This window comes from Rhodococcus zopfii NBRC 100606 = JCM 9919 (assembly GCF_001895025.1).
GTDB classification, from domain to species: domain Bacteria; phylum Actinomycetota; class Actinomycetes; order Mycobacteriales; family Mycobacteriaceae; genus Rhodococcus; species Rhodococcus zopfii.
On the sequence record NZ_BCXI01000007.1, the window covers coordinates 112,359 to 137,536 of the forward strand.

Sequence of the window (25,178 nt, forward strand, 5' to 3'; positions counted from 1 at the left end):
CATGAGACCGACCACGATCAAGTTCACGGCCTTCGCCGTCGCGATGATTCTCGTCTTCGCCGGCCTGGCCGTGGTGTTCAGCCAAGCCCGGTTCTCCGGCAGCGAGGGATACCGCGCGACGTTCACCGACGTGTCCGGGCTGAAGTCCGGCGACAAGGTGCGCATCGCCGGTGTCCCGGTGGGATCGGTCGGCGGCATCGACATCGGTGACGGCAACGTCGCCGAGGTCGAGTTCGACGTCGATTCGAAATACACACTGCTGCAGAGCACCCGCGCGACCGTCCGCTACGAGAACCTCGTCGGCGACCGTTACCTGGAACTGCTCGAAGGTCCCGGCAGCACCGGCGAGAAGCTGAAGCCGGGCGAGACCATCCCGCTCGACCGGACCGCGCCGGCGCTCGATCTGGATCTGCTGCTGGGCGGATTCAAGCCGCTGCTCAAGGGGCTGGATTCGCAGCAGGTCAACGACCTGTCGGGCGCGTTGCTGCAGATCTTCCAGGGACAAGGCGGCACGCTGGTGTCGCTGCTCGGCAACACCAACTCGTTCACCAACTCGCTCGCCGACCGGGACCAGCTCATCGGCGACGTCATCGACAACCTCAATACCGCGCTGGGCACGATCGGCGACCGCGACCAGCAGTTCACCGACACCATCGACCGGTTGCACACGCTCGTCGGCGGGCTTGCCGAGGACCGCGATCCCATCGGTGCCGCGATCCCGCAGATCGCCGCGGGTACCGCGAATCTCGCGTCGCTGCTGCAGAACACCCGGCCGGACCTGCAGTCGGTGATAGCCGAGACCAACCGCACGATGACGCAGCTCGATCTCGGTGAGGACGACATCAACCGAACCCTCGACCGGTTGCCGTCGGACTACAAAAAGCTCATCCGTGTCGGTGTGTACGGGAACTTCTTCCAGTTCTTCCTGTGCGCCAACACGTTCAAGTTCTCCGGGCCGGACGGGACGACGATCCGTTACACGTCGGCGGAGCAGATGACCGGAAGGTGTGCCAAGGTCGAATGAGCCCTACTCGTGAACGCAACCCAGTCCAGGTCGGTGTCATCGGCCTCGGTGTGTGTGCCGCGATCGTGCTCGCGGGCCTGCAGTACGACCAGCTCCCGTTCATCTCCGGGGGACTGAACTACTCGGCGCACTTCACCGACGCCGGTGGTCTCGTGCCCGGCGACGACGTCAGCCTCGCCGGTGTCGATGTCGGTTCCGTCACCGGCGTCGAACTCGACGGACAGCAGGTGCTCGTGACCTTCACCGTCCGCGACGGCATCGCCCTCGGCGACGCCACCGGAGCCGACATCAAGACCAACACTGTCCTCGGCCGCAAGTCCCTCGCGGTGCGGCCGTCCGGTGACGGCGTCCTGCGGCCCGGTACGACGATCCCGATCGAACGCACCAACGCGCCCTACTCGCTGCCCGATGCGCTCGGCGACCTCACCACGAGCGTGTCCGAACTCGACACCGACGGCATCAACGACTCGCTCGACGCGTTGTCCGGTGCACTGCAGGACACCCCGCCCGAGATCAGCGGTGCCCTCGAAGGGATGCGCCGGCTCTCCGAGTCCATCAACGCGCGCGACGAATCGCTGCAGGAACTCCTCGGCCGCGCCGAGAACGTCACCGGCATCCTCGCCGAACGCAGCGACCGCATCAACGAACTGATCGTCGACGCCAACGATCTGTTCGGTGAACTGAGCCTGCGTCGCGACGCCATCACCGCGCTCATCACGAACGTCTCCTCGGTGTCGCAGCAACTGACCGGTCTCGTGCAGGACAACCAGGCGCAGATGGCACCGACGCTCGAGGTGCTCAACAGGGTCACCGCGAATCTGCAAGCGAACAAGGACAACATCGCCGAGGCCCTCGACGGGCTCGGTCCCTACATCAGTTCCCTCGGCGAATCCGTCGGGAGCGGACCGTTCTTCAACGCGTACGTCTCGAACATCCTGCCCGCCCCGTGGTGGAAGGCGGTCGTCGACGGCATCGTCGCTCCCGAACTCCTGCCGCAGGACCTGGAGGACGTGATTCCGGACAACCCGCCGTCGATCAAGAAGGATGGCGAATGAGCGACACGACCATCGAGAACGGGAAGAAGCCGGGCCGCCCGCAGTGGCTGGTACCGGCGATCGCGATCGCGGTCGCCGCGGTGCTGATCGCCGGTGTCGCCGCACTCGTACTGCCGGGCTGGGGCAAGCGCACGATCCACGCCGAATTCGTGTCCACCACCGGGCTGTACGAAGGCGACGACGTGCGGGTCCTCGGCGTGCCGGTCGGGCGCATCACCACCATCGAGCCGGGCAACGACATGTCCCGGGTCACGATGCAGGTCGACGACTCGGTCGACGTCCCTGCCGATGCCCAGGCCGTGATCATCGCGCAGAGCCTGGTCTCCGCACGGTTCATTCAGTTGACGCCGGTGTACTCCGGTGGTGAGACGATCGACGACGATGCCACGATTCCGTTGTCGCGCACGGCCTCTCCCGTCGAATGGGACGAGATCAAGACCGAGCTGATGCGCTTGACCGAGGCGCTGGGCCCGGAAGATCTCGACCCGCAGGGATCACTGGGCCGGTTCATCGACACCGCGGCCGAGAACCTGGAGGGCAACGGCATCACGGTGCGTGAGGCACTGCGGGAACTGTCCGACACCATGCGGACCCTCTCCGACGGCCGTACCGACCTGTTCTCCACCGTCCGAAACCTGCAGGCCTTCGTCTCCGTCCTGTCGAAGAGCAACGAGCAGATCGTGCAGTTCGGCGGCCGCCTCGCCTCGGTGTCCGACGTACTCGCCTCCAGTTCCGACCAGCTCGGTGCCTCGCTCACCGACCTGAACATTGCGGTCGGCGACGTGCAGCGGTTCGTCCAGGACAACCGCGACGGCCTGACCGAATCCGTCGAACGACTCGCGGACGCCACCGAAGTCCTCGCCCGCAAGCGCCCCGAGATCGAACGGGTGCTGCACTCCGGTCCCACGGCACTGTCGAACTTCTACAACATCTACAAGCCGGCGCAGGGCTCGCTCACCGGTGCGCTCTCGATCAGCAACGGCCGCAACCCGATCGAATGGATGTGCGGGTCCGTGGGCGCCGCGGCCAACGCCACCTCCGCGCGAAGCGAGGAACTGTGCCGACAGCAGCTCGGACCCGTTCTCGCGTCGCTGTCGAGCAACTACCTTCCGTACCTGATCAACCCGATCGCCGGCGTGCAGGCATTCCCGGACCAGATCCACTACACCGAGCCGTGGCTCGAAGAGGCCACGGCCGGACGCGGACTCGCGCCCGAGCAAGCGCCCGCACCGAGCCCGGCCGAAGGACTGCTGTCGGGGCTGCCGACCGCCGACGTGCCCGGCGACCTGGGATCGTTGCTGCAGCCGGGAGGAGGCCGATGACCACGCGCACCGGGCGGCCCGCCGCTTCATTCCAGAGGCGGCCAGCCGCTCCATCTCCGAGGCGGCTCGCCGCCGTCACCGTCCTGGCGGTCGCCGCCGCGACATTGTCCGGCTGCGAATGGAACGGGCTGAACTCGGTCCCGATGCCGGGTACTGCCGGGCACGGGGACGGCGCCTACCGGGTGCAGGTCGAGATGCCGAACGTGACGACGCTGTCCCAGAACTCGCCGGTGCGCGTCGACGACGTCACCGTCGGGAGCATCGCGAACATCGAGGTCGTCGACTGGCACGCGCTGGTGACCGTGGCGCTCGACCGGGACGTCGAACTGCCCGCGAACGCCACTGCCCGCATCGGGCAGACGAGCCTGCTCGGGTCGCAGCACCTGGAGCTGGCCGAGCCGACCGACGAGCCTCCGCAGGGCCGGCTCGAGGACGGCGATGTCATCCCGCTGGAACGGGCCGGTGCCTACCCGACGACAGAGCAGACGCTGTCGTCGCTGTCGGTGGTGCTCAACGGCGGCGGACTCGCCCAGATCAACGACATCACCACCGAACTGAACGCGGCGCTCGTCGGACGCGAGGATTCGCTGCGCGACCTGATGCCGCGCCTCGACGAACTCGTCGGTACCCTCGACCGGCAGCGCACCGACATCATCTCCGCGATGGAGGGCATGGACCGGCTGGCGTCGACGGTCAACGACCAGACCGACACCCTCGAACGTGCCCTCGACGAACTGCCGGAGGCGATCGGCGTGCTCTCGGATCAGCGTGTCAACCTGACCGCGGCGCTGAGCTCGCTCGGTGAGATGAGCTCCGTTGCAAGCAGACTCGTCGAGAACGCCGGTGACGATCTGGACACGAACCTGCGGGCGCTGACCCCGACCCTGCGGGCGCTCGCGGATTCGGGCAACTCGCTCACCCAGGTACTCGGTGTGCTGCTCACCTATCCGTTCCCGCAGGCCGGTATCAACAATGCCATCCGGGGTGACTACGCGAACCTCGCCATGACCATCGACCTGACGGTGGACCGACTCGACCTGAACTTCCTGACCGGAACCCCGCTCGCCGGCCGGCTCGCCGGCCCCGAAGGCATCCTCGGGCAGGACGCGGGACTCGCGGGCCAGGCCGTCGACCCGTTCCTGGCCCCGCTGCAGCCGCCGGCTCCGCGGACCGCGCCCGGCCCGGCGACCGTAACCGTCCCGGGACTCGGCGAGTTCACGATTCCCGAACTGCCGCTGGGGGTGCCCGCACCATGATGCTCTCGAAGTTCGTCCGGATCCAGTTGGTGATCTTCGCGATCCTCACGGTGATCGGTCTGGTCGTCATGTCGGCGCAGTACGTGCGACTGCCGCAGCTGTTCGGGGTCGGGCGGTACACGGTCACCGCCGAACTGCCGTCGACCGGTGGTCTGTACCGGCATTCCAATGTCACCTACCGCGGCACGAACGTCGGTGTGGTCGAGTCGGTTTCGCTCACCCCCGCCGGTGTCGAGGCAGAGATGGCGATCGACAGCGACTACAAGATCCCCGCAGACGTCGACGTCGCCGTGCGCAGCGTGTCCGCGGTCGGCGAGCAGTTCATCGATCTGGTTCCCCACGAGAATGCCTCCGGAGACACGCATCTCGCCGACGGGGACGTTGTCCCCGTCGATCGGGCGAGCGTGCCGCAGGAGGTCGGGGCACTGCTCGACCAGGCGGACGTGCTGCTCGCGAGCATCAGCGACACGCGCCTCCAGACCGTCGTGGACGAGGCGTTCGACGCGTTCAACGGGTCCGGTCCCGACCTGCAGCGACTGATCGACTCGACGCGGCTGTTCGTGCAGGAGGCCAACGCCAACAGCGCTCCCACGCAGCAACTGCTCGACGAACTCGGCCCGCTGCTCGACACCCAGGTCGTCACCAGCGACGCGATCCGTTCCTGGACACGGGACATGGTGACCTTCACCGACCGGCTCCGCACCAGCGACCCGGATCTGCGAGCGCTGATGGAGAAGGGGCCCGACGCGGCGACCGAGGCCGAGCAACTGCTGCAGGGCCTGAAGCCCACACTGCCGCTGCTGCTCGCGAACCTCGTCAGCGTCGGCGAGGTCGGTGTCGTCTACAACGCCGGTATCGAACAGATTCTGGTGCTGTACCCGCCGATGACCACGGCGCTGATGACCGCTGCGGGCAGCGGGCCGGCCGAGGACGGCGCGCTCGTCGACTTCCACCTCCAACTGCACGATCCGCCGCCGTGCCTGTCCGGCTTTCTTCCGGCCGACCAGTGGCGCAGCCCCTCCGACGAGTCGATGATCGACTCACCCGGCGACCTGTTCTGCAAACTGCCGCAATCGGATCCGAACACGGTGCGCGGTGCCCGCAACATTCCCTGCATGGAGTTCCCGGGTCGTCGCGCCCCGACACCGGAGCAGTGCCGGACCGGTTACCAGCCCGAATACAGCGACAATCCGTGGATCGGCCCCCCGACCCCGGTGGAATCCGCGGACGATGTCCCCCAGCCCGCGTCGTACTCCGACGGTTCCGGCGCCGCCGCACCCGCGGGCGTGACCGCACGCCGGATCGATCCGGCGACCGGCACGTACATTGGTCCCGACGGCACCGTCTACCACCACGCGGACACCGGGGGAGAAACGAGTTTGGAGACGTACATGAAGGCACAGCAGGGCTGATGGCGGACACGAACAAGGCACCCGAAGACGCCTCGGCGCGGCGGACCTGGACTCTGCCGGTCTCGATCGGCGCGGCGGTCCTCATCGTCCTGCTGATCGTGTCCGGAATATGGCTGCTGATCGACCGGCAGTCGATCCGCGACCGCGACGAACGACGCGAGGCGTACCTGCAGGCCGCGCGGCAGACGGTGCTGAATCTGACCACGATCCACAGCGACACCGCCGACGCCGATGTCCAGCGCCTGCTCGATGGAGCCACCGGTGACTTCAAGGCCGAGTTCGAAGGTCGCGAGGGTCCGTTCGTGGAGGTGGTGCAGAAGGCCGGGGTCGACACCACCGGGGAAGTGGTGGAGGCGGGCATCCAGACCGAGGACGGCCCGTGCACGTCGTCGCTGGTCGCCTCGCGCATGATGGTGTCCAACGCCGGCCAGCCCGACGCCTCGCCGCGTGACTTCCGGTTGCGGGTGACGATCTGCGACGAGGACGGACGGCTGTTGGCATCGAAGGTGGAGTTCGTACCGTGAGCGACGAGAACCGGACCGAGAAGAACGACGGCAAGGACGAGACCGTGGTCCTCGAGAAGAGCAGTGAGACCCTCGACGAGGGCAACGAGCTCGACACCGCGTCGGACACGTCCGCCGATGACGCCGTGCCCCCTGCCGATGATGCTGTGACCGCCACCGGAACGGGGGGTGTTCCACGGGCGCTGGCCGGTGCGCTCGTGGCCGTCGCCGTCGTGCTCGCCGCGGTCGTCGGCTGGCTGGCCTACGGCAAGAGCCAGGACAACGCCGCCGAGGCGGCACGCACCGACGCGGTGCAGGCCGCCGAGGAGCAGGCCGTCGCCGTGCTCGCGTACAGCTACGACAAGGTCGACGAGCAGGTCGCCGCCGCCGCGGAGGGACTGACCGGCGACTTCCGCGAGGAATACCTGAACCTGATGAACAACGTGATCGCGCCGGGCGCCAAGGAGAAGTCGATCAGCGTTCAGGCCGTCGTGCAATCGTCGTCGATCGTGTCGGCCGAGGCCGACCACGCCGTCACCATGTTGTTCGTCAACACGATCAGCACCAACTCGGAGTACCCGGAGGCTGTCAGCAGCGCCAGCCGGGTACGAGTCGAACTGGAGAACGAGAACGGTCGCTGGCTGGTGAGCCGGCTGGCGCCGATCTGAATCTCGCCACCGATGAGCGTGTTCCGGCTGCACTGAGCGCTGACCCGCCGACGCGGGAGACATCCGCGCGTTGCCGGACGCCCGCGGCTGTCCGACGGGCTAGAGCATGACCGCCCGAGCGTCGATCGCCGGGCCGCTCACCGCTCGGTGAGCTCCGGTTCGGGTGTCTCCTCGGGTGCGATCAGCGCGGGACCCGCGGCGCCGCCGTGCGCGAGCGCGTCGAGGAACGCGCGTGCCCAGCGGTCCACGTCGTGGGTGAGAACCTGCCGCCGCAGTGCCCGCATGTGCCGCCGTCCGTCCTCACGGGGCTGCGACAGCGCGGCCTCCATCTGGTCCTTCACGTTCTCCAGATCGTGCGGATTGCAGAGGAAAGCCTGTCGCAATTCTGCTGCAGCGCCTGTGAATTCGCTCAACACCAGGGCACCGCCCAGGTCGCTGCGGCACGCCACGTACTCCTTGGCGACGAGGTTCATCCCGTCGCGCAGGGGAGTCACCAGCATCACGTCGGCCGCGACGAAGAACGCGATGAGTTCGTCGCGGGGGACCGGGCGGTGGATGTAGTGCACCACCGGCCGGCCGACCTCGGCGTACTCGCCGTTGATGCGGCTGACCATCTTCTCGATCTCGCCGCGCATGTGGATGTAGGACTCGACCCGTTCACGGCTCGGAGTCGCGAGCTGCACCATCACCGTCTGCGACGGGTCGACGCGACCCTCGGCGATCAGCTCGTGCAGGGCGTCGAGCCGGACGTCGATGCCCTTGGTGTAGTCGAGCCGGTCGACGCCGAGCATGATGTGCTTCGGATTGCCGAGTTCCTTGCGGATCTGCTTGGCGCGGTCGCGAATCGACTTGCGCCGGGACTGTTCGTCGAGCTCGCCGGACGCGATGGAGATGGGGAACGCGCCGACTCGGACGGTGCGGAAGCCGACCTGCACGACACCGAGCTTCGACCGGACACCGACGTTGCCGCGGGAGGTCTGGTGCCCGGCCAGCCGCCGCGCGAGGTACAGGAAGTTCTGGGCTCCGCCGGGCAGGTGGAAGCCGATCAGATCGGCGCCGAGCAGGCCGTCGACGATCTCGGTGCGCCACGGCATCTGCATGAACAGCTCGACCGGCGGGAACGGAATGTGGAGGAAGAAGCCGATAGTCAGGTCCGGGCGCAGCATCCGCAGCATCTTCGGCACGAGCTGGAGCTGGTAGTCCTGGATCCACACGGTCGCGCCCTGCGCGGCGGCCTTCGCTGCCGCTTCCGCGAACCGGCGGTTCACCTCGACGTAGGCGTTCCACCATTCGCGGTGATACTCGGGACGGACGATGACGTCGTGGTACAGCGGCCACAACGTGGCGTTCGAGAAACCTTCGTAGTAGTCGGCGATCTCCTGGGCGCTGAGCGGCACCGGGTGCATCACCAGGTCGTCGTCGACGAGCGGATCGACGTCGGCGTCTGCGATCCCGGCCCAGCCGACCCACGCACCGCGGTGGGTGCGCAGGATCGGCTCGAGCGCGGTCACGAGACCGCCGGGGCTGCGCTTCCATCGGGTCGTGCCGTCCGGAAGGCGTTCGAGGTCGACAGGCAGCCGGTTGGCGACCACAACGAAGTCGGATTCGGTGAAGGTCGTCGGATCGGCTACGGGCACGTCGTGTCCTCTTCTCTGGCTGCGTGGCTTCGGAGCGGACGGTCAGTTCGACTTGTCGGCGGGTCCGATACCGAGCATCGACAGCAGCATGCGGCACTCGTCGGCGTCCTCGGCGTAGGCCGCGACGACGCGCTGCGCCTGCCGTGCGGTCTCGTCGGCTACGGGCTCGAGATCCTCGTCGGCGATGTCGGTATCGGTGGTCACGTCGGCGGCCATGGTGTTTCCTCCCGGGAGTGCTGCTCGGCTCGAGCAGGTCATTCGTAACTCGACTCTAGGAGAATCGAACAGCCGCACGCCACCCGCGACCCGGGGCACCGCGTGCCGGGTGGGGTCTGTATCGATAAGGGGCCGACGCGCTGCTGCCGGTCTGTCCTCCGCTTGCGCGGCGTTCTGCGGTCCGTTCGGTGTGACCCGGCCGCGCGGTACGGTGGACCCGGCCCGTGCGCTCGTGTCGACGAGGCCGTCCCGCAGCGACATTTTCGAGGAAGGTCTTCATGCCCATCGCGACGATCAACGGCATCCCGCTGAATTACCAGGTCAAAGGGGCCGGCGACCTCGTTGTACTCATCATGGGAACCGGGAGCCCCGGGCGGGTGTGGGACCTGCATCAGGTGCCCGCGCTGGTCAAGGCCGGCTACCGGGTGGCCACGTTCGACAACCGCGGTATCGCTCCGTCGGGTGAGGGTCTCGACGGAATCACGATCGAGGATCTCGTCGCCGACACCGCGGGCCTGATCGAACTGCTCGGCGGGCCGGCCTACGTCGTCGGGACGTCGATGGGTGCCCGCGTCGCGCAGGAACTGGCGCTCGCGCGGCCGGATCTGGTCCGCAAGGCCGTCTTCCTTGCCGGACACGCGCGAATGGACCAGTTCCAGCTCACGTTGACCGAGGGTGAACGCCAATTGTTCGACAGCGGCGTGGAACTTCCGGCCAAGTACCGGGCTGCGGTCACCGCGGTGATGAACCTGTCTCCGGCGTCGCTCGTGGATGCGAACGCCGCGCGCGACTGGCTCGACGTCTTCGAGTTCACCGGCGGCAAGACGTCGCCGGGTGTGCGGGCGCAGCTTTCGATGGATCGCGAGTTCGATCGACGCTCGGCCTATCGTGCTGTGAGGGTGCCCTGCCTCGCGGTCGGATTCGCCGACGACCGGATGATCCCGGCGTACCTCTCGAAGGAGGTGGCCGACGTGATCCCGAACGCCGTCTACGAGGAGATCCCGGACGCCGGCCACTACGGATACCTCGAGCGGCCGGAGGCAGTGAACAAAGTGATTGTGGACTTCTTCGCCGGCTGAGGCGCAGCTTCGCGACGAACGGGCGCGGTGGGATCGAACGATCCCACCGCGCTCAATTCTTTTCGGGACTTTTGTCAGGTGCGATCGGTGGCCGTCGGAGGGCGAGCGCCGGTTGGGGAGCTGTTGATAGGCTCACCAAACAAAGGATAGCCTGAGCTACCTTCGACCCGAGTCGATCGAAACCCGGCTGCGGCTGTGGCCCCCGAGCGCGAGAGATGAGCAATGACCGATCGATCCAGCACACCCCCCGAGGACTCGGGGATTCCGGACTTCCCGCCGGGGGACATCCTCGACATCGTCGGTATCGGATTCGGGCCTGCCAACCTGGCGTTGAGCATCGCGATCGAGGAACACAACGCCGCCGAGCCGGGTTCACCGGTCCGGGCGCGATTCTTCGAGAAGCAGCAGTCGTTCTCCTGGCACCCGGGGATGCTCCTCGAAGGCGCCACGATGCAGATCGCCTTCCCGAAGGACCTGGTCACCTTCCGGAATCCGACCAGCAGCTACAGCTTCTTCTCCTACCTGCACACGCGCGGACGGCTCGTCGACTTCGTCAATCACCAGACCTTCTTCCCCACCCGCCACGAATTCCAGGACTACCTCCGGTGGGCGGCGGAGCGCGTCGACGCCGACGTCCGTTACGGCACCGAGGTCATCGGCGTCGACGCCGTGCGTGTCGGCACGGGCAACGCGGACCTGTTCGCGGTCCGCGCCGCCGACGGCGACGTCGTGCACGCCCGCAACATCGTGCTGGGCATCGGACTGCGGGCCCGGATCCCCGAGTGGGCCACCGAATCCGCGCGCTGCTTCCACAACCACCAGTTCCTGTTCCACCTCGCCGAGATGCCGGCGCCGGTGCACCAGCGCTTCGTCGTCGTAGGTGCCGGGCAGTCCGCCGCCGAGGTCGTGCGGTACCTGCACGGCAACTACCCCGGCGCCGAGGTGCACAACGTGTTCGGCCGGTTCGGGTACAGCCCCGCCGACGACAGCCCCTACGCGAATCGCATCTTCGATCCCGCCACGGTCGACGAGCTCCACAGTGCTCCCCGCGAGGAACGCGAACGGCTGCTCGAACTGCACCGCAGCACCAACTACTCGGTTGTCGATCCCGACCTGATCGCCGAGATCTACGCCACCGAATACCGTGAGCGCATCTCGGGCAAGCGGCGCCTCTTCATGCGCCGGGTCTCGGAGGTCACCGGCATCGACGAGACCGCGACCGGTATCGAGGTGCAGGTCCGCAGTGGACTCGACGGACTCACCGACACCCTGGTCTGCGACGCCGTCGTCCTCGCGACCGGGTTCGCGCCGGCGCCGCTGGCCCCGCTGCTCGGGTCCCTTGCGCCCGCCGACATGCCGTTGCATCACGTCGCCCGCGACTACCGATTGCCCACACCCACCGACGTGGAGGGCGGGATCTATCTGCAGGGCGGCACCGAGAAGACCCACGGCATCACCGCGTCGCTGTTGTCGAACACGGCGATCCGCGCCGGCGAGATCCTCGGTGCGGTGCTGGAACGGCGCAGGGCGAACCTGCCGGGCGCCCGTGGGGAGCTGCCGCTCCTTGGTAGGATTCCCGACCAGCACACCTACGCAACAAGTGAGGCGAGATGAGCACGAATCCATTTGACGACGAAGACGGCCGCTTCTACGTCCTCGTGAACGACGAGGAGCAGTATTCGCTGTGGCCGACCTTCGCTGAGGTCCCGCAGGGGTGGCGGGTCGTGTTCGGCGAGGAATCGCGCGCTGCGTGCGTCGAATACGTCGAGCAGAACTGGACCGACATGCGTCCGAAGAGCCTGCGCGACGCCATGGAAGCCGACGAGAAGGCTCGTCAGGGCAACGCCTGACCTTCAGCCCGCCTGACCTTCAGCTCCTCCGAAAGTCACGCCGCAAGCGAGCGACGCGCGGCGTGACTTTCGTCGTTTCCGGGGTGGGCGATGCCGTCCTGGCCCGCCGTGGCCTGGCCCGGCGCAGCGCCGGCCGACGCAGTGTCCCGGCTCGACGCATGCTGCGCGGGTACCGCGCGGTCCGGGCCATCCACTCGCCGAGCGTGACCCCGGCCGCCAGTCCGCACCCGATGCCGAACGCGGCGAACAGGGCGGTCAATCCGACCAGCAGTTCCGTCTGCAGGATTGCGTACAGACCCCGGTACAGCGCGAGGCCGGGCAGCAGCGGCGTGATCCCCGCGACCGCGACGACCAGCGGCGGAGTGTAGGCGCGGCGGGCCATCAGGCCACCGGCGAAGCCGACCACCGTCGCGGCGGTTGCCGACGCGATGATCGGACCCACGCTCAGCCCCAGAGCCAGCTGATACACCAGCGCACCCACCGCGCCGCCCAGGGCCGCCGCCGTCAGGGCCCGCCGCTCGGCGTAACAGGCCAGTGCGAAGAACAGCGACGCGGCAGCGCCGGCCGCGACCTTCGACGGCAACTGGGTCAGACCGGTGGTCACGACATAGTTGATGACCGGCAGGTCCGAACCCAGCACCGCGGCGATCCGCAGCGTCGTCGCGACGCCCGCGATGATGCCGCCGGTCATCATGACCAGCTCGAAGAAGCGGGCCGACGCCGTGATGGGCGCACCCGTGATCGCGTCCTGTACCGAACCGACCAACGACAGGCCCGACAGCAGCACCGTCACGCCGGCCGCGATGATCAGCCCCGGCGACACCGATATCCCCAACTGTTCCCGGAACGCGTACAGCGTGATCGCCGGGGCGGTCGCGATGATGCCACCGACCAGGTGCTGGAAGAAGAAGGGCAGACCCAGCCCGTTGAGGTACCGGTTCACCCGGTCGATCACCAGCGTCGACGCGAACGCAACGGCCGCGACGAGCAGCCCACCGCCGAGCAGTACCGCGATCGACGCGGCCATCGCCGACCACGCGAGGGTTGCCACCCACCGGTGGTAGGGGTGCGGAGCCGACGTGATCGCGAGCAGTTCCTCGCGGGCCTGGGCCGGGGAGATCGCGTCCCGGCGGATCCGGCGGGTCAGCCGGTCCACCGCCGCGAGCCGGGTGAAGTCCATCGACCGGTAGTGCACGATCCGCATCGTGCTCGCCGGTGGCATCGTCGGACCCCGATGTGCCGACAGCACGATCGAGTTGTACGTCACGTCCACGTCGCATCGGGCCAGGCCGTACGTCGCGGCGACGAACTGCACCTGGTCCGACGTGTCGATCGCGCCGGTACCGGCGGCGAGCAGCACCTCACCGACCCGCACCGCGACGTCGAGGGCTTCGGCGACCGTCGCGTCGTCGGTCAGATCGATCGGCTGCAGCGGCGCCGGTGCCTCGGTGACCGCGTCGACGGTCGCCCGGCGATCCAGGACGAGTTTTCCGAGAACCGCGCTCAGCACGTTCACCGTCGCGTGCCCCCGGGGGAGGGAACCTGGGTCTGCACCGGGAAAACCATGCACCCCACCGTAACCAAACCGGCCGGTGGCGCGTGGCACCTGGGGATGCCATATGATGAGCGCGCTTCACTGCCTCCTTAGCTCAGTGGTAGAGCACTCGCCTTGTAAGCGAAAGGTCGTCGGTTCAATCCCGACAGGGGGCTCCACGATCCTTCCGCGTGCCTATCCGCGCGCCGAGAAGTCAGCCGCATCTGTTTGTCCGCGCGCGGATGTCCGTTCGGGATGCGGCCCACGTCGTGCATCAGTCGGGCGGGGATAGTTCGCCTTTCCCGGCAACCCCACCGCTGCGCAGCCAGCGGCCCGGCAGCTTGCCCGCGAGGTCGCCGAGCGGACCCACCGCGCCGCGCAGCAGTTCGACGGTTTCCTGCAGCAGGTCGATGCTCAGGTGCATCTGCTGGACGCCCGGCGTCAGTTGCGCGAGGGTCTCGGACAGCGACACGATCTGGTCGAGCGGGCCACCTTCGGCGAGCAGGCGTTCGAGCGCCCCGCGTTCGGACAGCAGGATGTCGAGGACACCGCCCTCCGCGAGCGCGCGTTCGACGACACCGCCCGGCTTGATCGCGGTGTCGACGATGCCGCCGGGTGCGGTGAGCCGCTCGACCGCGCCGTCGTGGGCGAGCAGGCGTTCGAGCGGGCCGTCGGGTGTGGTGAGCCGATCGAGCAGACCGCCCTCCGAGAGCAGCCGGTCGAGCGCACCGTCGTCGGCCAGGATCCGGTCGAGCGGGCCGCCGGGTGCGGTGATCCGGTCGAGGGCCCCACCCGGCTCGAGCAGTCGTTCGAGGGGGCCGCCGGGTGCGGTGAGCCGGTCGACGGCGCCGGACGGGGCGAGCAGCCGGTCGAGGGGCCCGCCCGGGCGCAGCGCGTGCCCCAACGGGCGGTTGTCGGCCGCGAGTTCCGACACCTGCTGCAACAGCCCCAGCGTCCCGCGGGTGTCGGGGAGTCCGACCGCGCCGAGGGCCGAATACGTGGCGGGGGACACGGCCACGCGGACCGTGCCGATGACGGACTCCGCGAGCCCGAGGGCGGTGTCCGCCGCGGACAGGCCGACTCGGAGCGGGAATGCGAGCGCGGACGCCAGATTCATGCGCTCACTGTAATCGCACGACACACGAAAGCGGTCGACCGCGAACGCTCCGGAGGTACTAGTGGAGAACCTTCAACCCGATGACGCACCCGACGATTCCGAGGATGAGCAGGACCTTGGCCACCGAGACCGACTCGCTGCCGGTGGCCATCGCGAACCCGACGGTCAGGGCCGCACCGATTCCCACCCAGATCGCGTACGACGTGCCGACCGGCAGCGTGCGCATCGCATAGGCGAGGCCGGCCATGCTGATCAGCAGGGCGACGGCGAAGAGGACGGACGGTCCGAGGCGGGTGAATCCGGCCGAGCGGCTCAGCGCGGTGGCCCACACCGCTTCGAGGACACCGGACACGACGAGAACGATCCATGCCATGACGAGCTCCAGTGCACCGTCTTGTCGCTGGCCGGGTACGGTGCGCTCGTCCGGGTGTCGATCGACGGTCTGTAGTCTAGCGAACTTTTCCAGGGCGGGCCGCAGGTCAGGACGCTCGAAGTGCCATCGCGGACACCCGCAGTTCGGTGCAGCCGCAGCCGCCGGACAGTTCCGGGCAGTCGATCAGCAGGCTGTGGCGGACCGACGCGAGGTCGGTGCAGTCCGGGTCGGTGCATTCGATCTCGACGGCGGCATGCACCACGAGCGTTCCGTGGCAGTGGTCCAGTTCGGCGAGGCAGGCGGAGCACGACATGCCCCCATTGTTAGCACCGGGGCCCGACAGCTGCGTGAGGCGCGCCCGTCACGGCACTGCCAGCGTTCTCACAGGAAACCGTCAGCGACCGGACAGCCGCGCCCGAGACAATGAGCCTGTGACCGTTCCCGAAGCGCGAATCCTCATCGTCGACGACGAACCGAGCATCGTCGAACTGCTGGCGGTGAGCCTGAAGTTCCAGGGATTCGAGGTCCAGACCGCTTCCACCGGCGCCGAAGGCCTCGACCGGGCTCGCGTCTTCCGCCCGGACGCGGTGATCCTCGACGTGATGATGCCCGGCATGGACGGGTTCGGGTTGCTGCGTCGTCTGCGGGCCGACGGCTCCGAGGCACCCGTGCTGTTCCTCACCGCCAAGGACACCGTCGAGGACAAGGTGTCGGGTCTGACACTCGGTGCGGACGACTACGTCACCAAACCGTTCAGCCTCGAGGAGGTCATCGCGCGGCTGCGTACGATTCTGCGCCGCGCCGGGAAGGTGTCCGAGGCGGAGCGTTCGTCCCGCATCACCTTCGCCGACATCGAACTCGACGACGAGACCCACGAGGTGTGGAAGGCGGGGAAACCGGTCGCGCTCTCGCCCACCGAGTTCACGCTGCTGCGCTACTTCCTGGTCAACGCCGGCACGGTGCTCAGCAAACCGCGCATCCTCGACCACGTGTGGAACTACGACTTCGGTGGCGAGGTGGGGGTCGTCGAGTCGTACGTGTCGTATCTCCGGCGCAAGATCGACACCGGTGACCGGCCGCTCATCCACACGCTGCGCGGCGTCGGATACGTGATGCGCGAGCCGAAATAGATGCGCCGGCCGCCCGCCCTGCCGCTGCGATTCACCCTCGTCGCCGCGCTGCTCGTGCTTTCGGGACTCGGGCTGCTGGCGTCCGGGGTCGCGGTGACGACCTTCCTGCAGGGTTCGCTGCTGAGCCGGATCGACCGAGACCTGCACGACGCCGCGCACGGCTGGGCCAAGCCGCTCGGAGCCCGGCCGGAGCTCCCGCCTCCGGCGATCGGGCAGGACCGGCCGCCGAGCCCGTTCTACGTGCGGGTCGCGAACCCGGACGGCACGGTGCGGGTCATGATCAACGACCGGTCGGCCTCGCCGGCGCTGCCGGATACCGCGGTGCGGGAGCCGGTGACCGTCGGATCCGCCGACGGATCCGGCACCCGGTGGCGGGTGCTGGCGACCGTCGATCCGGACGGCGGCACCACCGTCGTCGCGATGAGCCTGGAGGAGACCGACGAGACCGTCGGGCGGCTTGTGGCCCTGCAGCTCGGGATCGGCGCCGCCGTCCTGGTCGCGCTCGGTGTCGCCGGGTACTTCGTGGTCCGGCGCAGCCTGCGCCCGCTTCGCGAGGTGGAACGCACCGCGGTCGCGATCGCGGGTGGCGACCTGCACGAACGTGTGCCGGAACGGGACCCGCGCACCGAGGTGGGACGGTTGTCGGTGGCTCTGAACACGATGCTTGCCCAGATCCAGTCGGCGTTCGCGGCGACCGCCGCGTCCGAGGAGTCGGCGCGTCGCTCGGAGGAGCGGATGCGCCGCTTCGTCGCCGACGCCGGGCACGAGCTGCGGACCCCCCTCACCACGATCCGCGGCTTCTCCGAGCTGTACCGGCAGGGCGCCGGTCGCGACACGGACCTGCTGATGACCCGAATCGAGAACGAGTCGCGCCGCATGGGAATCCTCGTCGAAGATCTGCTCTTGCTGGCCCGGCTCGACGCCCAGCGGCCCCTCGAACAGAAGGCGGTGGATCTGCTCGCGCTCGCCTCCGATGCCGTGCACGGTGCCCGCGCCGTCGCCGCGGATCGCACGATCGGGCTCGAGATCATCGACGGTCCGGGCATCCCCGAGGTGCTCGGCGACGCGGTGCGCCTGCGGCAGGTCCTCGACAATCTCGTCACCAACGCGCTCACGCACACTCCGGCCGACGCGTCGGTCACCGTGCGGGTCGGCACCGTCGGCGACCGGGTCGTCCTCGAGGTCGCCGATGCCGGGCCGGGGCTGGCCGAACCGGACCGGGAGCGGGTGTTCGAACGTTTCTACCGGGCCGACAGCTCGCGGACCCGCGCGTCCGGCGGCAGCGGCCTGGGGCTGTCGATCGTCGCGGCGCTGGTCGCCGCGCACGGCGGCACCGTCGAGGTGGACAGCGAGGTCGGCCGGGGCGCGACGTTCCGGGTGCTGCTGCCGCGCCACCGGGTGGACTGACTCTCCGGTAAGTTCCTCGGTTACGGTGTCCGCGGTGCAGGTCGCGCAACGCTGGAGGCAAATCGAGTATGGGCATCACCGACATGGCAAGCAGTGCGACCGGCTTCGCGTTCGGTGCGGCCCGCAACGCGTGGTCGCTGTTCCTGTCCGACGGGATCGCGCCGCCGCACCGCACGCCGTCGGTGATCGTCGGCGACGGCCCGCACCGGACCCTGCGCCGATTCGGTCCGGAGCATGCCGGGGACCCGGTCCTGCTCGTCACCCCGCTCGCCGCGCCGTCGAGCTGCTACGACCTGATGCCCGACCAGAGCGTGGTGCAGTACCTCGTGGACCTCGGCCGCAGCGTCTATGTCCTCGACTACGGGCCGATGAGCTACGACGACCGCGACCTCGGGTTCGAGGTGTGGATCGACGACATCGTGCCCGAGGCGATCCACCGGGTGTCGGAACTGAGCGGCAACCGCGAGGTCGACCTCGTCGCGTGGAGCCTCGGTGGGACGGTCGGTTTGCTCACCGCCGCCGCGCACCCGGAGCTTCCGATCCGGTCGATCGCTGCGTTCGGCACCCCGATCGACTACGCGCAGATCCCGTTGGTTGCGCTCGCGCGGGTCGCGGGCCGGTACGTCGGCGCTCCCGTCCTGGCCGGGCTGTCACGCCTCCTCGGTGGTATCCCGGCCCCGATCGTGCAGCTCGGCTACCGCGCCACCGCGCTCGAACGGGAACTGATGCGGCCGTGGTTCATCGCCTGCAACATCACCGACGCCGACCGGTTGGCCCGCATGGAATCCGTCGACCGGTTCCAGGCCGGCATGTTCGGCTACCCGGGCCGGTTGTTCCACGAAATGGGTATGCGGCTGACGGTCGCCAACGACCTCGCATCCGGACAGGCCCGGTTCGCCGGCCGGACGATCGATCTCGCTGCGGTGACCGTCCCTGTGCTCGCACTCGCCGGTACCGAGGACGTCCTCGCGCCGATCCCGGCCGTCGCGGCGATCACCGAAGTCCTGCCGAACGCGGCGGTCCGGTTCACGACCGCGCCCGGCAGTCACCTCGGTCTGCTCACCGGACCCGCCGCACGCACCACGTCGTGGGTGCATCTGGCGCAGTTCCTCGACGACCCGCACGAAGCACCCCGGGACCCGGCGCGCGGCGACGAACCCGCGATCCGGGAATCTCAGTCCGGGACGTGGGCGCCGTAGCCCAGTTCCCGCAGCGCCGCGCGCACCTTGTCGCGGGCCTCGTCGAGCGCCTCCGGTGACGGGTCGCGCTCGGCCTTCGAGATGTCGAAGTCGCCCAGGTCGTAGGCGGGGAACACGTGCAGGTGCAGGTGCGGAACCTCGAGCCCGGCAATGAGCAGGCCCGAGCGGGGGGAGTCGTACGCCGCGCACACGGCCCGCCCCATGATGCGCGCGACGCCGTTGACCTTGGCCCAGAGTTCGTCGTCGACGTTCTGCCAGTGGTCCACCTCCTCGCGGGGGACGACGAGCACGTGACCCGGGTTGAGCGGGTTGATGGTGAGGAACGCGACGACGTCGTCGTCCTCCCACACGAAGCGGCCCGGCAGATCGCCGGCGATGATCATGCTGAACACGGAAGCCATATCGGGAGGATAGGCGGAGGCGTAGCCGCCCAGCAGATGGACACCCGCGTACGGAGAAACGTGCGCGGTCGTCTTCTCGGTGTGCCGATCCGGTGGCCCGGCCGGATGAAACGTCCGGACCGTGCAGTCCCGTAGTCTGTGCTGCGTGCGCGTACTCGTTATCGGCTCCGGTGCCCGTGAACATGCTCTCGTCCTGGCTCTGTCCCGCGACCCCGGGGTGACCGCGGTGCTCGCCGCACCCGGCAACGCCGGCATCGCGCAGATCGCCGAACAGTTCCCGGTCGACGCCGCCTCCGGCGAGCAGGTCGTCGCGCTCGCGAAGGAACAGAACGCCGACCTCGTGGTCATCGGACCCGAGGTGCCGCTGGTCCTCGGTGTCGCCGACGCGGTGCGTGCCGCGGGCATCGCATGCTTCGGCCCGTCCGCCGACGCCGCGCGTATCGAGGGATCGAAGGCGTTCGCCAAGGACGTCATGAACACCGCGGGTGTGCGGACCGCGCACAGCGAGGTCGTCGACTCGCCCGGCGTGCTCGACGAGGCCCTGGACCGCTTCGGCCCGACCTGGGTGGTCAAGGACGACGGCCTGGCCGCAGGCAAGGGCGTGGTCGTCACCACCGACCGGGCCGCCGCGCGCGATCATGCCGCCGAAATCCTCGAGAACGGGCACCCGGTCCTGCTCGAATCGTTCCTCGACGGACCCGAGGTGTCGCTGTTCTGCCTCGTCGACGGTGAAACCGTGGTGCCGCTGCTGCCGGCGCAGGACCACAAGCGGGTCGGCGACGGGGATACCGGTCCCAACACCGGTGGGATGGGCGCATACACACCGCTGCCGTGGCTGCCCGCCGAGACCGTCGACGTCATCGTCGAGGAGGTCGTCAAGCCGGTCGCCGCCGAACTCGTGAACCGGGGCTGCGGCTTCTCCGGTCTGCTGTACGCCGGTCTGGCCATCGGCAAGGACGGCCCGGCGGTCGTCGAGTTCAACTGCCGCTTCGGCGACCCCGAAACGCAGGCCGTCCTCGCGCTGCTCGAATCCCCGCTCGGTGAGGCGCTCAACGCGACCGCCACCGGCACGCTCGCGGACCTGCCGCCGCTGCGTTGGCGCGACGGCGCTGCCGTGACGGTCGTGCTGGCCGCCGAGTACTACCCGGCCAGCCCCCGCACGGGCGACGTCATCACCGGTGCCGACGCCGAGGGTGTGCTGCACGCCGGGACCAAACACGGCGATGCCGGCACGGTCGTCTCGGCCGGCGGTCGCGTGCTCAGCGTGGTCGGTGTCGGCGCCGACCTCAGCGCGGCCCGCGATCAGGCGTACGCGACGCTCGCCGGCATCAAGTTGCCCGGCGGGCATTTCCGCACCGATATCGGGCTCGCCGCGGTCGAGGGCCGCATCACCGTCTGACCGGATGCCCGTCGCCGGGCGCCGGGGACTACCGTCGGGTCCGTGCGTAACGAATCCAGGCGATCGAACATCGAGACCTTCCACGTCATGGATGTGTGGAAGGCTGCGGCCGAACGTCAGCGCACGCACGGGGACGTCCTGTCGCTGGCCGCCGGGCAGCCGTCGACGCCCGCGCCCGCACCGGTCCTGCGTGCGGCCCATCGTGGGATCGACGCCGAACTGCTCGGCTACACCGAGACCTTCGGGATCCTGCCGCTGCGCGAGGCGATCGCCGGCTATCACCGCGACCGCTACGGCATCGACGTCGACGCCGACGACGTCGTGGTCACCACCGGATCGTCGGGTGCGTTCACGCTGCTGTTCCTCGCTGCGTTCGACCCCGGCGACACCGTCGTCGTCGCGCGGCCCGGATACCCGGCGTACCGCAACACGCTCGCGGCGCTCGGCTGCAACGTGGTCGAGCTGGACTGCGGCCCGGACACCCGCTACCAGCCGACCGTCGAGATGCTCGACGCACTCGACACCCCGCCCGCGGGTCTGATCGTCGCGAGCCCCGCCAACCCGACCGGCACCATGATCGAGCCGGACGAGCTGGCCGCGCTGGCCCGGTGGTGCGACGACCACGGCGCGCTGCTGATCTCCGACGAGATCTATCACGGCATCGAGTTCGCCACCCCCGGATCCCCGGCGACGTCGACCGCGTGGTCGACCTCCCACGAATCGGTGGTCGTCGGATCGGTGTCGAAGTACTTCTCGATGACCGGCTGGCGGCTCGGCTGGATCCTGGTGCCGCAGTCGCTGCAGCGGCCGTTGCAGCGGCTCGCGTCGAACATGACGGTCTGTCCCCCGGCGATCTCCCAGTACGCGGCGCTCGAGGCATTCGGTGCCGAGGCACGCGCGGAGCTCGACGGGCACGTCGCGCGGTACGCAGCGAACCGGGATCTGCTGCTGCGGGGTCTGCCCGCGCTGGGCATCACGAAGCTCGCGCCCGCCGATGGCGCGTTCTACGTGTACGCGGACATCGCGCACCTGCTGCGGCCCGGCGAGACGTCCACCGCGTGGTGTTCGCGCCTGCTGCACGACACCGGGGTCGCCCTCGCCCCGGGTATTGACTTCGACACCGTCCGCGGCGACGAGACGGTCCGGTTGTCGTTCGCCGGCGCCACCGCCAATATCGAGGACGCCCTCGGGCGCCTGCGCGCCTGGTTGCACGCGTCCTGACGGCACGCAGTGCCGTGACGCGGCCCCCGTGCGTCCGGCCGTTTCCCCCTGGGGGAGCGGCCCGGACTGTCACGATGGCAGGGTGACCACAGCTGCCACACCGAAAGGCGAGCGGCGCCGGCAGGCGCTGGTCGAGTCGGCAGCCGAGCTCATCCTCGAGGGCGGAATCGACGCGGTCCGTCACCGCGCCGTCGCGAGCCGGGCGGGCCTGCCGCTCGCGTCGACGACCTACTATTTCGAATCCCTGGACGAGCTCGTGGCGTGCGCCTTCGAACACAACTCGTCCCGGGAGCTGGAGGCGATGCGTGCCCGCGTCGAGGAGGTGACGCCGTGTCGCCGCAGCCTCGAGTCGACCGCCGAGCTGATCGTCGACCTGCTGGTGGGGCCCCGGGGCGTCGGGGAGGTCGAGCGCGAACAACTGATCTCCCGATACGAGCGGTGCGTCGCGACCGCCCGCCACACCGAGCTGCGCGAGGTCCAGTTGCACGCCCGCCGGAAAGTCGACGAACTGCTCACCGACCTGCTGGAACGGTGCGGTCGCACCGTCGAGCCGACCCAGATCCGCAGGCTCGTCGCGGCCGTCGACGGGGCCGTCCTCGGCGCTCTCGGCGAGTTCGATCCCGATCCGCGCGTGCTGGCGCGCGGAATCCTGCTCGACGTCGTCGGGAGCGTCGCGCCGCCCGCCGAAACAGGATCCGTGAGATCGGACCCGTAAACTGTGGGGTTGTGAGCCTGATCCCGAATGTCCTTGCCACCCGATACGCCAGCCCCGAGCTCCGGGAACTGTGGTCGCCGGAGCACAAGATCGTGCTCGAACGGCAGTTGTGGCTGGCGGTGCTGAGGGCGCAGGCGGAGCTGGGGATCGACGTTCCGGCCGAGGCGCTGGCCGACTACGAGCGGGTCCTCGACAAGGTGGATCTCGACTCGATCGCTGCTCGCGAGCGCGTCACCCGCCACGACGTGAAGGCCCGCATCGAGGAATTCAATGCGCTCGCCGGGCACGAGCACGTGCACAAGGGCATGACCAGCCGCGACCTCACCGAGAACGTCGAGCAGCTGCAGGTGGTGCGGTCGCTCGAGCACGTGCACGCGCACGGTGTCGCGATCGCCGCGCGGCTCGCCGAGCGTGCCGCCGAGTACTCCGCCGTGGTCATGGCCGGGCGCTCCCACAACGTCGCGGCGCAGGCCACGACCCTCGGCAAGCGGTTCGCGTCCGCCGCCGACGAACTGCTCATCGCGCTGACGCGCCTGCGGGAGCTCATCGACCGCTACCCGCTGCGCGGCATCAAGGGCCCGATGGGCACCGCCCAGGACATGCTCGACCTCCTCGACGGCGACGCAGGCAAGCTCGCGCAGCTCGAGCAGAAGGTCGCCGAGCACCTCGGTTTCTCCCACGTGTTCACCAGCGTCGGCCAGGTTTACCCGCGGTCGCTGGACCACGACGTGCTCTCCGCGCTCGTGCAGGTCGGTGCCGGCCCGTCGTCGCTGGCACACACCATCCGCCTGATGGCCGGGCACGAGCTGGTCACCGAGGGCTTCCAGCCCGGTCAGGTCGGCTCGTCGGCGATGCCGCACAAGATGAACACGCGTTCGTGCGAGCGCGTCAACGGCCTGCAGGTGGTTTTGCGCGGGTACGCGTCGATGGGCGCCGAACTGGCCGGCGCCCAGTGGAACGAGGGCGACGTGTTCTGCTCGGTGGTGCGCCGCGTCGCGCTGCCCGACGCCTTCTTTGCGATCGACGGCCAGATGGAGACGTTCCTGACGGTGCTCGCCGAGTTCGGCGCGTACCCGGCGGTGATCGAGAAGGAACTGAACCGCTATCTGCCGTTCCTCGCCACCACCAAGGTGCTGATGGCGGCGGTGCGGGCCGGCGTCGGACGCGAGACCGCCCACGAAGTCATCAAGGAGCACGCGGTGGCGGTGGCGCTCGCGATGCGCGAGCAGGGCCGGGAACCAGATCTGCTGGATCGCCTCGCCGCCGACGAGCGCCTGCCGCTCGACCGCGCCGCGCTCGAGGCCGCGCTCGCCGACCGTTCCGCATTCGTCGGTGCCGCCGAAGCGCAGGTCGCGTCCGTGGTGGACGCCGTACACGACCTCGTCGCGCGGTATCCGGAGGCGGCGCAGTACACGCCGGCTCCGATTCTCTGAGCCAGGCGCATCGCACACCCGGGGGGGACGTTCGATCGGGTATCCGAATAAACAGGGGAGAGAAAAAATTGTCCGACAAACACGAGAACTCCGGACGCGTTCGGGACGCGGTGCGCACTCGCGCCGCATTGCTCGACGCCGCCCAGGAGATCTTCCTGCGGGACGGTTACGCCGCCGCCGCAACCGAGGAGATCGTGGTGCAGGCAGGGGTCACCCGCGGTGCGCTGTACCACCACTTCGCGAACAAACGGGAACTGTTCCGGGGCGTCATCGAGCGTATCCAGCTCGCGGCCGAGGAGACTCTCGGTACCTACAACCCCGAGATCACCCAGTGGGAGGGCCTGACCCGGGCGGTGCTGGCGACGTTGGACTCGGTGTACGACCAGGCGACCCGCCGCCTGCTGCTCATCGAGGCGCCGGCGGTGCTCGGCTGGACCGAGGTACGGGAAACGCACCGCAGCTCGACGATCAGCCGGATCGAGCGATCGCTGCGGGCGATCGCCCGGGAGAACGGTGAGTCCACGCAGGCCTCACCGGTGATGGCGCACCTGCTGCTCGCCGCGATCGAAGAAGCGATGCTCTACCTGGCACACAGCGACGACCCCGTGCGAGACCGTCCGGAGGTCGAAGCGCAGCTGATGCGCCTGCTCGACGTCCTCCGCCGTCCGGCGGCGGTGCGGGACATCGCGTGAGCGCGACCCGGCTGCCGCTCTCATCGACTGAGGCTTCGCCGCGGTGACCGACTGTGTCTTCTGCGCGATCGTCGCAGGCGACGCCCCGGCCAGCATCGTGCTCGACGAGCCGGACCTGATCGCGTTCATGGACATCCGGCCGTTCACCGCCGGGCACCTGCTCGTCGTTCCGAAGCGTCATGCCCCGGGACTGGACGCGCTCGACCCCGAGGACGGTTTTCGCATCTTCGACGCGGGCCGGCGCATCGCCACCGCGCTGCGCTCCGGTGCCCTGCCCGTGGACGGCGTGAACCTGTTCCTGGCCGACGGCGAGGCCGCGGGTCAGGAGGTCTTTCACGTCCACCTGCACGTGATCCCCCGCAGGCACGGTGACGGGTTCGGTCTGCGCGCGGTGCCCCGCAGCCCGAACCGGACGGTGCTCGACGGCACGGCCGCGGCCATCCGGAACGCGCTGGCACCGTAGTCTCCGCGGCGGGCGCGGAATACCGGTTCGGGGTGACGTCGCCGACTCCGCGGCCGGTGAGTTGGGGCGGAT

The 25,178-nt window shown here is 69.0% G+C and carries 26 protein-coding genes, 1 tRNA gene and 1 riboswitch; of the genes, 20 read left to right on the forward strand and 7 right to left on the reverse strand.

The window, feature by feature from the left end:
- Window position 1 precedes the first annotated feature (1 nt).
- The 7 genes from RZ1_RS04510 to RZ1_RS04540 are packed head-to-tail and all read left to right on the forward strand — an operon-like array spanning window position 2 to window position 7,240.
- Window positions 2-1,024 carry an MCE family protein gene (locus tag RZ1_RS04510; RefSeq protein ID WP_072809609.1) on the forward strand — a complete coding sequence of 341 codons (1,023 nt, stop codon included), beginning with the start codon at window positions 2-4 and terminating at the stop codon, window positions 1,022-1,024.
- A complete protein-coding gene (locus tag RZ1_RS04515) occupies window positions 1,021-2,079 on the forward strand; it encodes an MCE family protein (RefSeq protein WP_072809611.1) in 1,059 nt (352 codons plus the stop codon). Before RZ1_RS04510 ends, RZ1_RS04515 begins: the two co-directional genes overlap by 4 nt.
- On the forward strand, window positions 2,076-3,401 hold the full coding sequence (locus RZ1_RS04520) for an MCE family protein (RefSeq protein ID WP_072809613.1): 1,326 nt from the start codon (window positions 2,076-2,078) through the stop codon (window positions 3,399-3,401). Before RZ1_RS04515 ends, RZ1_RS04520 begins: the two co-directional genes overlap by 4 nt.
- The gene (locus tag RZ1_RS04525) at window positions 3,398-4,657 is read left to right on the forward strand and encodes an MCE family protein (RefSeq protein WP_083583518.1); all 1,260 of its coding nucleotides are present in this window, start codon (window positions 3,398-3,400) and stop codon (window positions 4,655-4,657) included. Before RZ1_RS04520 ends, RZ1_RS04525 begins: the two co-directional genes overlap by 4 nt.
- Window positions 4,654-6,069: an MCE family protein gene (locus RZ1_RS04530; RefSeq protein ID WP_072809615.1), complete on the forward strand. Its 1,416-nt coding sequence runs from the start codon at window positions 4,654-4,656 to the stop codon at window positions 6,067-6,069. Before RZ1_RS04525 ends, RZ1_RS04530 begins: the two co-directional genes overlap by 4 nt.
- Window positions 6,069-6,593 carry an Rv1363c family protein gene (locus RZ1_RS04535; RefSeq protein ID WP_072809617.1) on the forward strand — a complete coding sequence of 175 codons (525 nt, stop codon included), beginning with the start codon at window positions 6,069-6,071 and terminating at the stop codon, window positions 6,591-6,593. The genes RZ1_RS04530 and RZ1_RS04535 overlap by 1 nt, the downstream gene beginning before the upstream one ends.
- Window positions 6,590-7,240 (forward strand): Rv1363c family protein, encoded by a 651-nt coding sequence (locus RZ1_RS04540; protein ID WP_083583519.1) that lies wholly within the window; start codon window positions 6,590-6,592, stop codon window positions 7,238-7,240. The genes RZ1_RS04535 and RZ1_RS04540 overlap by 4 nt, the downstream gene beginning before the upstream one ends.
- Before the next feature lie 137 nt (window positions 7,241-7,377).
- Here the strand turns inward: RZ1_RS04540 and RZ1_RS04545 are convergent, their stop codons facing one another.
- Entirely contained in the window at window positions 7,378-8,877 is a 1,500-nt protein-coding gene (locus tag RZ1_RS04545) for an alpha,alpha-trehalose-phosphate synthase (UDP-forming) (protein ID WP_072809619.1), read from the reverse strand.
- A gap of 42 nt (window positions 8,878-8,919) precedes the next feature.
- Window positions 8,920-9,093: a hypothetical protein gene (locus tag RZ1_RS30415; RefSeq protein WP_169917856.1), complete on the reverse strand. Its 174-nt coding sequence runs from the start codon at window positions 9,091-9,093 to the stop codon at window positions 8,920-8,922.
- Between the two features lie 278 nt (window positions 9,094-9,371).
- On the opposite strand from RZ1_RS30415, the gene RZ1_RS04550 reads away from it, so the two are divergent.
- The 3 genes from RZ1_RS04550 (at window position 9,372) to RZ1_RS04560 (ending at window position 12,022) form a co-directional block, all read left to right on the forward strand.
- The gene (locus tag RZ1_RS04550; protein ID WP_072809621.1) at window positions 9,372-10,172 is read left to right on the forward strand and encodes an alpha/beta fold hydrolase; all 801 of its coding nucleotides are present in this window, start codon (window positions 9,372-9,374) and stop codon (window positions 10,170-10,172) included.
- A 222-nt stretch (window positions 10,173-10,394) separates the two neighbouring features.
- Entirely contained in the window at window positions 10,395-11,786 is a 1,392-nt protein-coding gene (locus RZ1_RS04555) for a lysine N(6)-hydroxylase/L-ornithine N(5)-oxygenase family protein (protein ID WP_072809623.1), read from the forward strand.
- Entirely contained in the window at window positions 11,783-12,022 is a 240-nt protein-coding gene (locus RZ1_RS04560) for an MbtH family protein (protein ID WP_068155287.1), read from the forward strand. The genes RZ1_RS04555 and RZ1_RS04560 overlap by 4 nt, the downstream gene beginning before the upstream one ends.
- Window positions 12,023-12,041: 19 nt before the next feature.
- On the opposite strand, the gene RZ1_RS04565 is transcribed toward RZ1_RS04560, so the two are convergent.
- Window positions 12,042-13,529, reverse strand: coding sequence for a threonine/serine exporter family protein (locus RZ1_RS04565; protein ID WP_083583528.1), 1,488 nt, complete (start codon window positions 13,527-13,529; stop codon window positions 12,042-12,044).
- A 131-nt stretch (window positions 13,530-13,660) separates the two neighbouring features.
- On the opposite strand from RZ1_RS04565, the gene RZ1_RS04570 reads away from it, so the two are divergent.
- Window positions 13,661-13,735: transfer RNA gene (locus tag RZ1_RS04570), tRNA-Thr, on the forward strand.
- A 95-nt stretch (window positions 13,736-13,830) separates the two neighbouring features.
- On the opposite strand, the gene RZ1_RS04575 is transcribed toward RZ1_RS04570, so the two are convergent.
- The 3 genes from RZ1_RS04575 to RZ1_RS04585 all read right to left on the reverse strand — a co-directional run bounded on the left by RZ1_RS04575 (window position 13,831) and on the right by RZ1_RS04585 (window position 15,359).
- Window positions 13,831-14,673 carry an ABC transporter gene (locus RZ1_RS04575; protein ID WP_072809625.1) on the reverse strand — a complete coding sequence of 281 codons (843 nt, stop codon included), beginning with the start codon at window positions 14,671-14,673 and terminating at the stop codon, window positions 13,831-13,833.
- Window positions 14,674-14,731: 58 nt separating this feature from the next.
- Window positions 14,732-15,046, reverse strand: a complete 315-nt coding sequence (locus RZ1_RS04580) for a DMT family transporter (protein ID WP_072809627.1) — start codon at window positions 15,044-15,046, stop codon at window positions 14,732-14,734.
- 10 nt (window positions 15,047-15,056) lie between these two features.
- Window positions 15,057-15,117: riboswitch (guanidine-III (ykkC-III) riboswitch) on the reverse strand.
- A 35-nt stretch (window positions 15,118-15,152) separates the two neighbouring features.
- Window positions 15,153-15,359 (reverse strand): hypothetical protein, encoded by a 207-nt coding sequence (locus RZ1_RS04585; RefSeq protein WP_072809629.1) that lies wholly within the window; start codon window positions 15,357-15,359, stop codon window positions 15,153-15,155.
- 118 nt (window positions 15,360-15,477) lie between these two features.
- Here RZ1_RS04585 and RZ1_RS04590 point away from each other — a divergent pair, with 118 nt between their 5' ends.
- From RZ1_RS04590 to RZ1_RS04600, 3 genes are all read left to right on the forward strand, one after another.
- Window positions 15,478-16,176, forward strand: a complete 699-nt coding sequence (locus RZ1_RS04590) for a response regulator transcription factor (RefSeq protein WP_072809631.1) — start codon at window positions 15,478-15,480, stop codon at window positions 16,174-16,176.
- Window positions 16,177-17,583, forward strand: a complete 1,407-nt coding sequence (locus tag RZ1_RS04595) for a sensor histidine kinase (protein ID WP_072809632.1) — start codon at window positions 16,177-16,179, stop codon at window positions 17,581-17,583. It begins immediately after the preceding gene.
- A gap of 68 nt (window positions 17,584-17,651) precedes the next feature.
- The gene (locus tag RZ1_RS04600) at window positions 17,652-18,782 is read left to right on the forward strand and encodes an alpha/beta fold hydrolase (RefSeq protein ID WP_238071725.1); all 1,131 of its coding nucleotides are present in this window, start codon (window positions 17,652-17,654) and stop codon (window positions 18,780-18,782) included.
- Here the strand turns inward: RZ1_RS04600 and RZ1_RS04605 are convergent.
- A complete protein-coding gene (locus tag RZ1_RS04605; protein WP_072809634.1) occupies window positions 18,758-19,183 on the reverse strand; it encodes an HIT family protein in 426 nt (141 codons plus the stop codon). The genes RZ1_RS04600 and RZ1_RS04605 overlap by 25 nt on opposite strands.
- Before the next feature lie 145 nt (window positions 19,184-19,328).
- Between RZ1_RS04605 and purD the strand changes: the two genes are divergently transcribed.
- The 6 genes from purD (at window position 19,329) to RZ1_RS04635 (ending at window position 25,106) form a co-directional block, all read left to right on the forward strand.
- Window positions 19,329-20,582: a phosphoribosylamine--glycine ligase gene (gene purD, locus RZ1_RS04610; protein ID WP_072809635.1), complete on the forward strand. Its 1,254-nt coding sequence runs from the start codon at window positions 19,329-19,331 to the stop codon at window positions 20,580-20,582.
- Window positions 20,583-20,624: 42 nt separating this feature from the next.
- On the forward strand, window positions 20,625-21,803 hold the full coding sequence (locus tag RZ1_RS04615; RefSeq protein ID WP_072809637.1) for a pyridoxal phosphate-dependent aminotransferase: 1,179 nt from the start codon (window positions 20,625-20,627) through the stop codon (window positions 21,801-21,803).
- A gap of 82 nt (window positions 21,804-21,885) precedes the next feature.
- Window positions 21,886-22,518, forward strand: a complete 633-nt coding sequence (locus tag RZ1_RS04620; protein ID WP_072809639.1) for a TetR/AcrR family transcriptional regulator — start codon at window positions 21,886-21,888, stop codon at window positions 22,516-22,518.
- A gap of 11 nt (window positions 22,519-22,529) precedes the next feature.
- Complete coding sequence (gene purB / locus RZ1_RS04625) at window positions 22,530-23,951, forward strand: adenylosuccinate lyase (RefSeq protein ID WP_072809640.1); 1,422 nt, start codon at window positions 22,530-22,532, stop codon at window positions 23,949-23,951.
- A 68-nt stretch (window positions 23,952-24,019) separates the two neighbouring features.
- A complete protein-coding gene (locus tag RZ1_RS04630) occupies window positions 24,020-24,643 on the forward strand; it encodes a TetR/AcrR family transcriptional regulator (RefSeq protein ID WP_238071724.1) in 624 nt (207 codons plus the stop codon).
- Between the two features lie 43 nt (window positions 24,644-24,686).
- Complete coding sequence (locus tag RZ1_RS04635) at window positions 24,687-25,106, forward strand: HIT family protein (RefSeq protein WP_072809642.1); 420 nt, start codon at window positions 24,687-24,689, stop codon at window positions 25,104-25,106.
- Window positions 25,107-25,178: the final 72 nt, after the last annotated feature.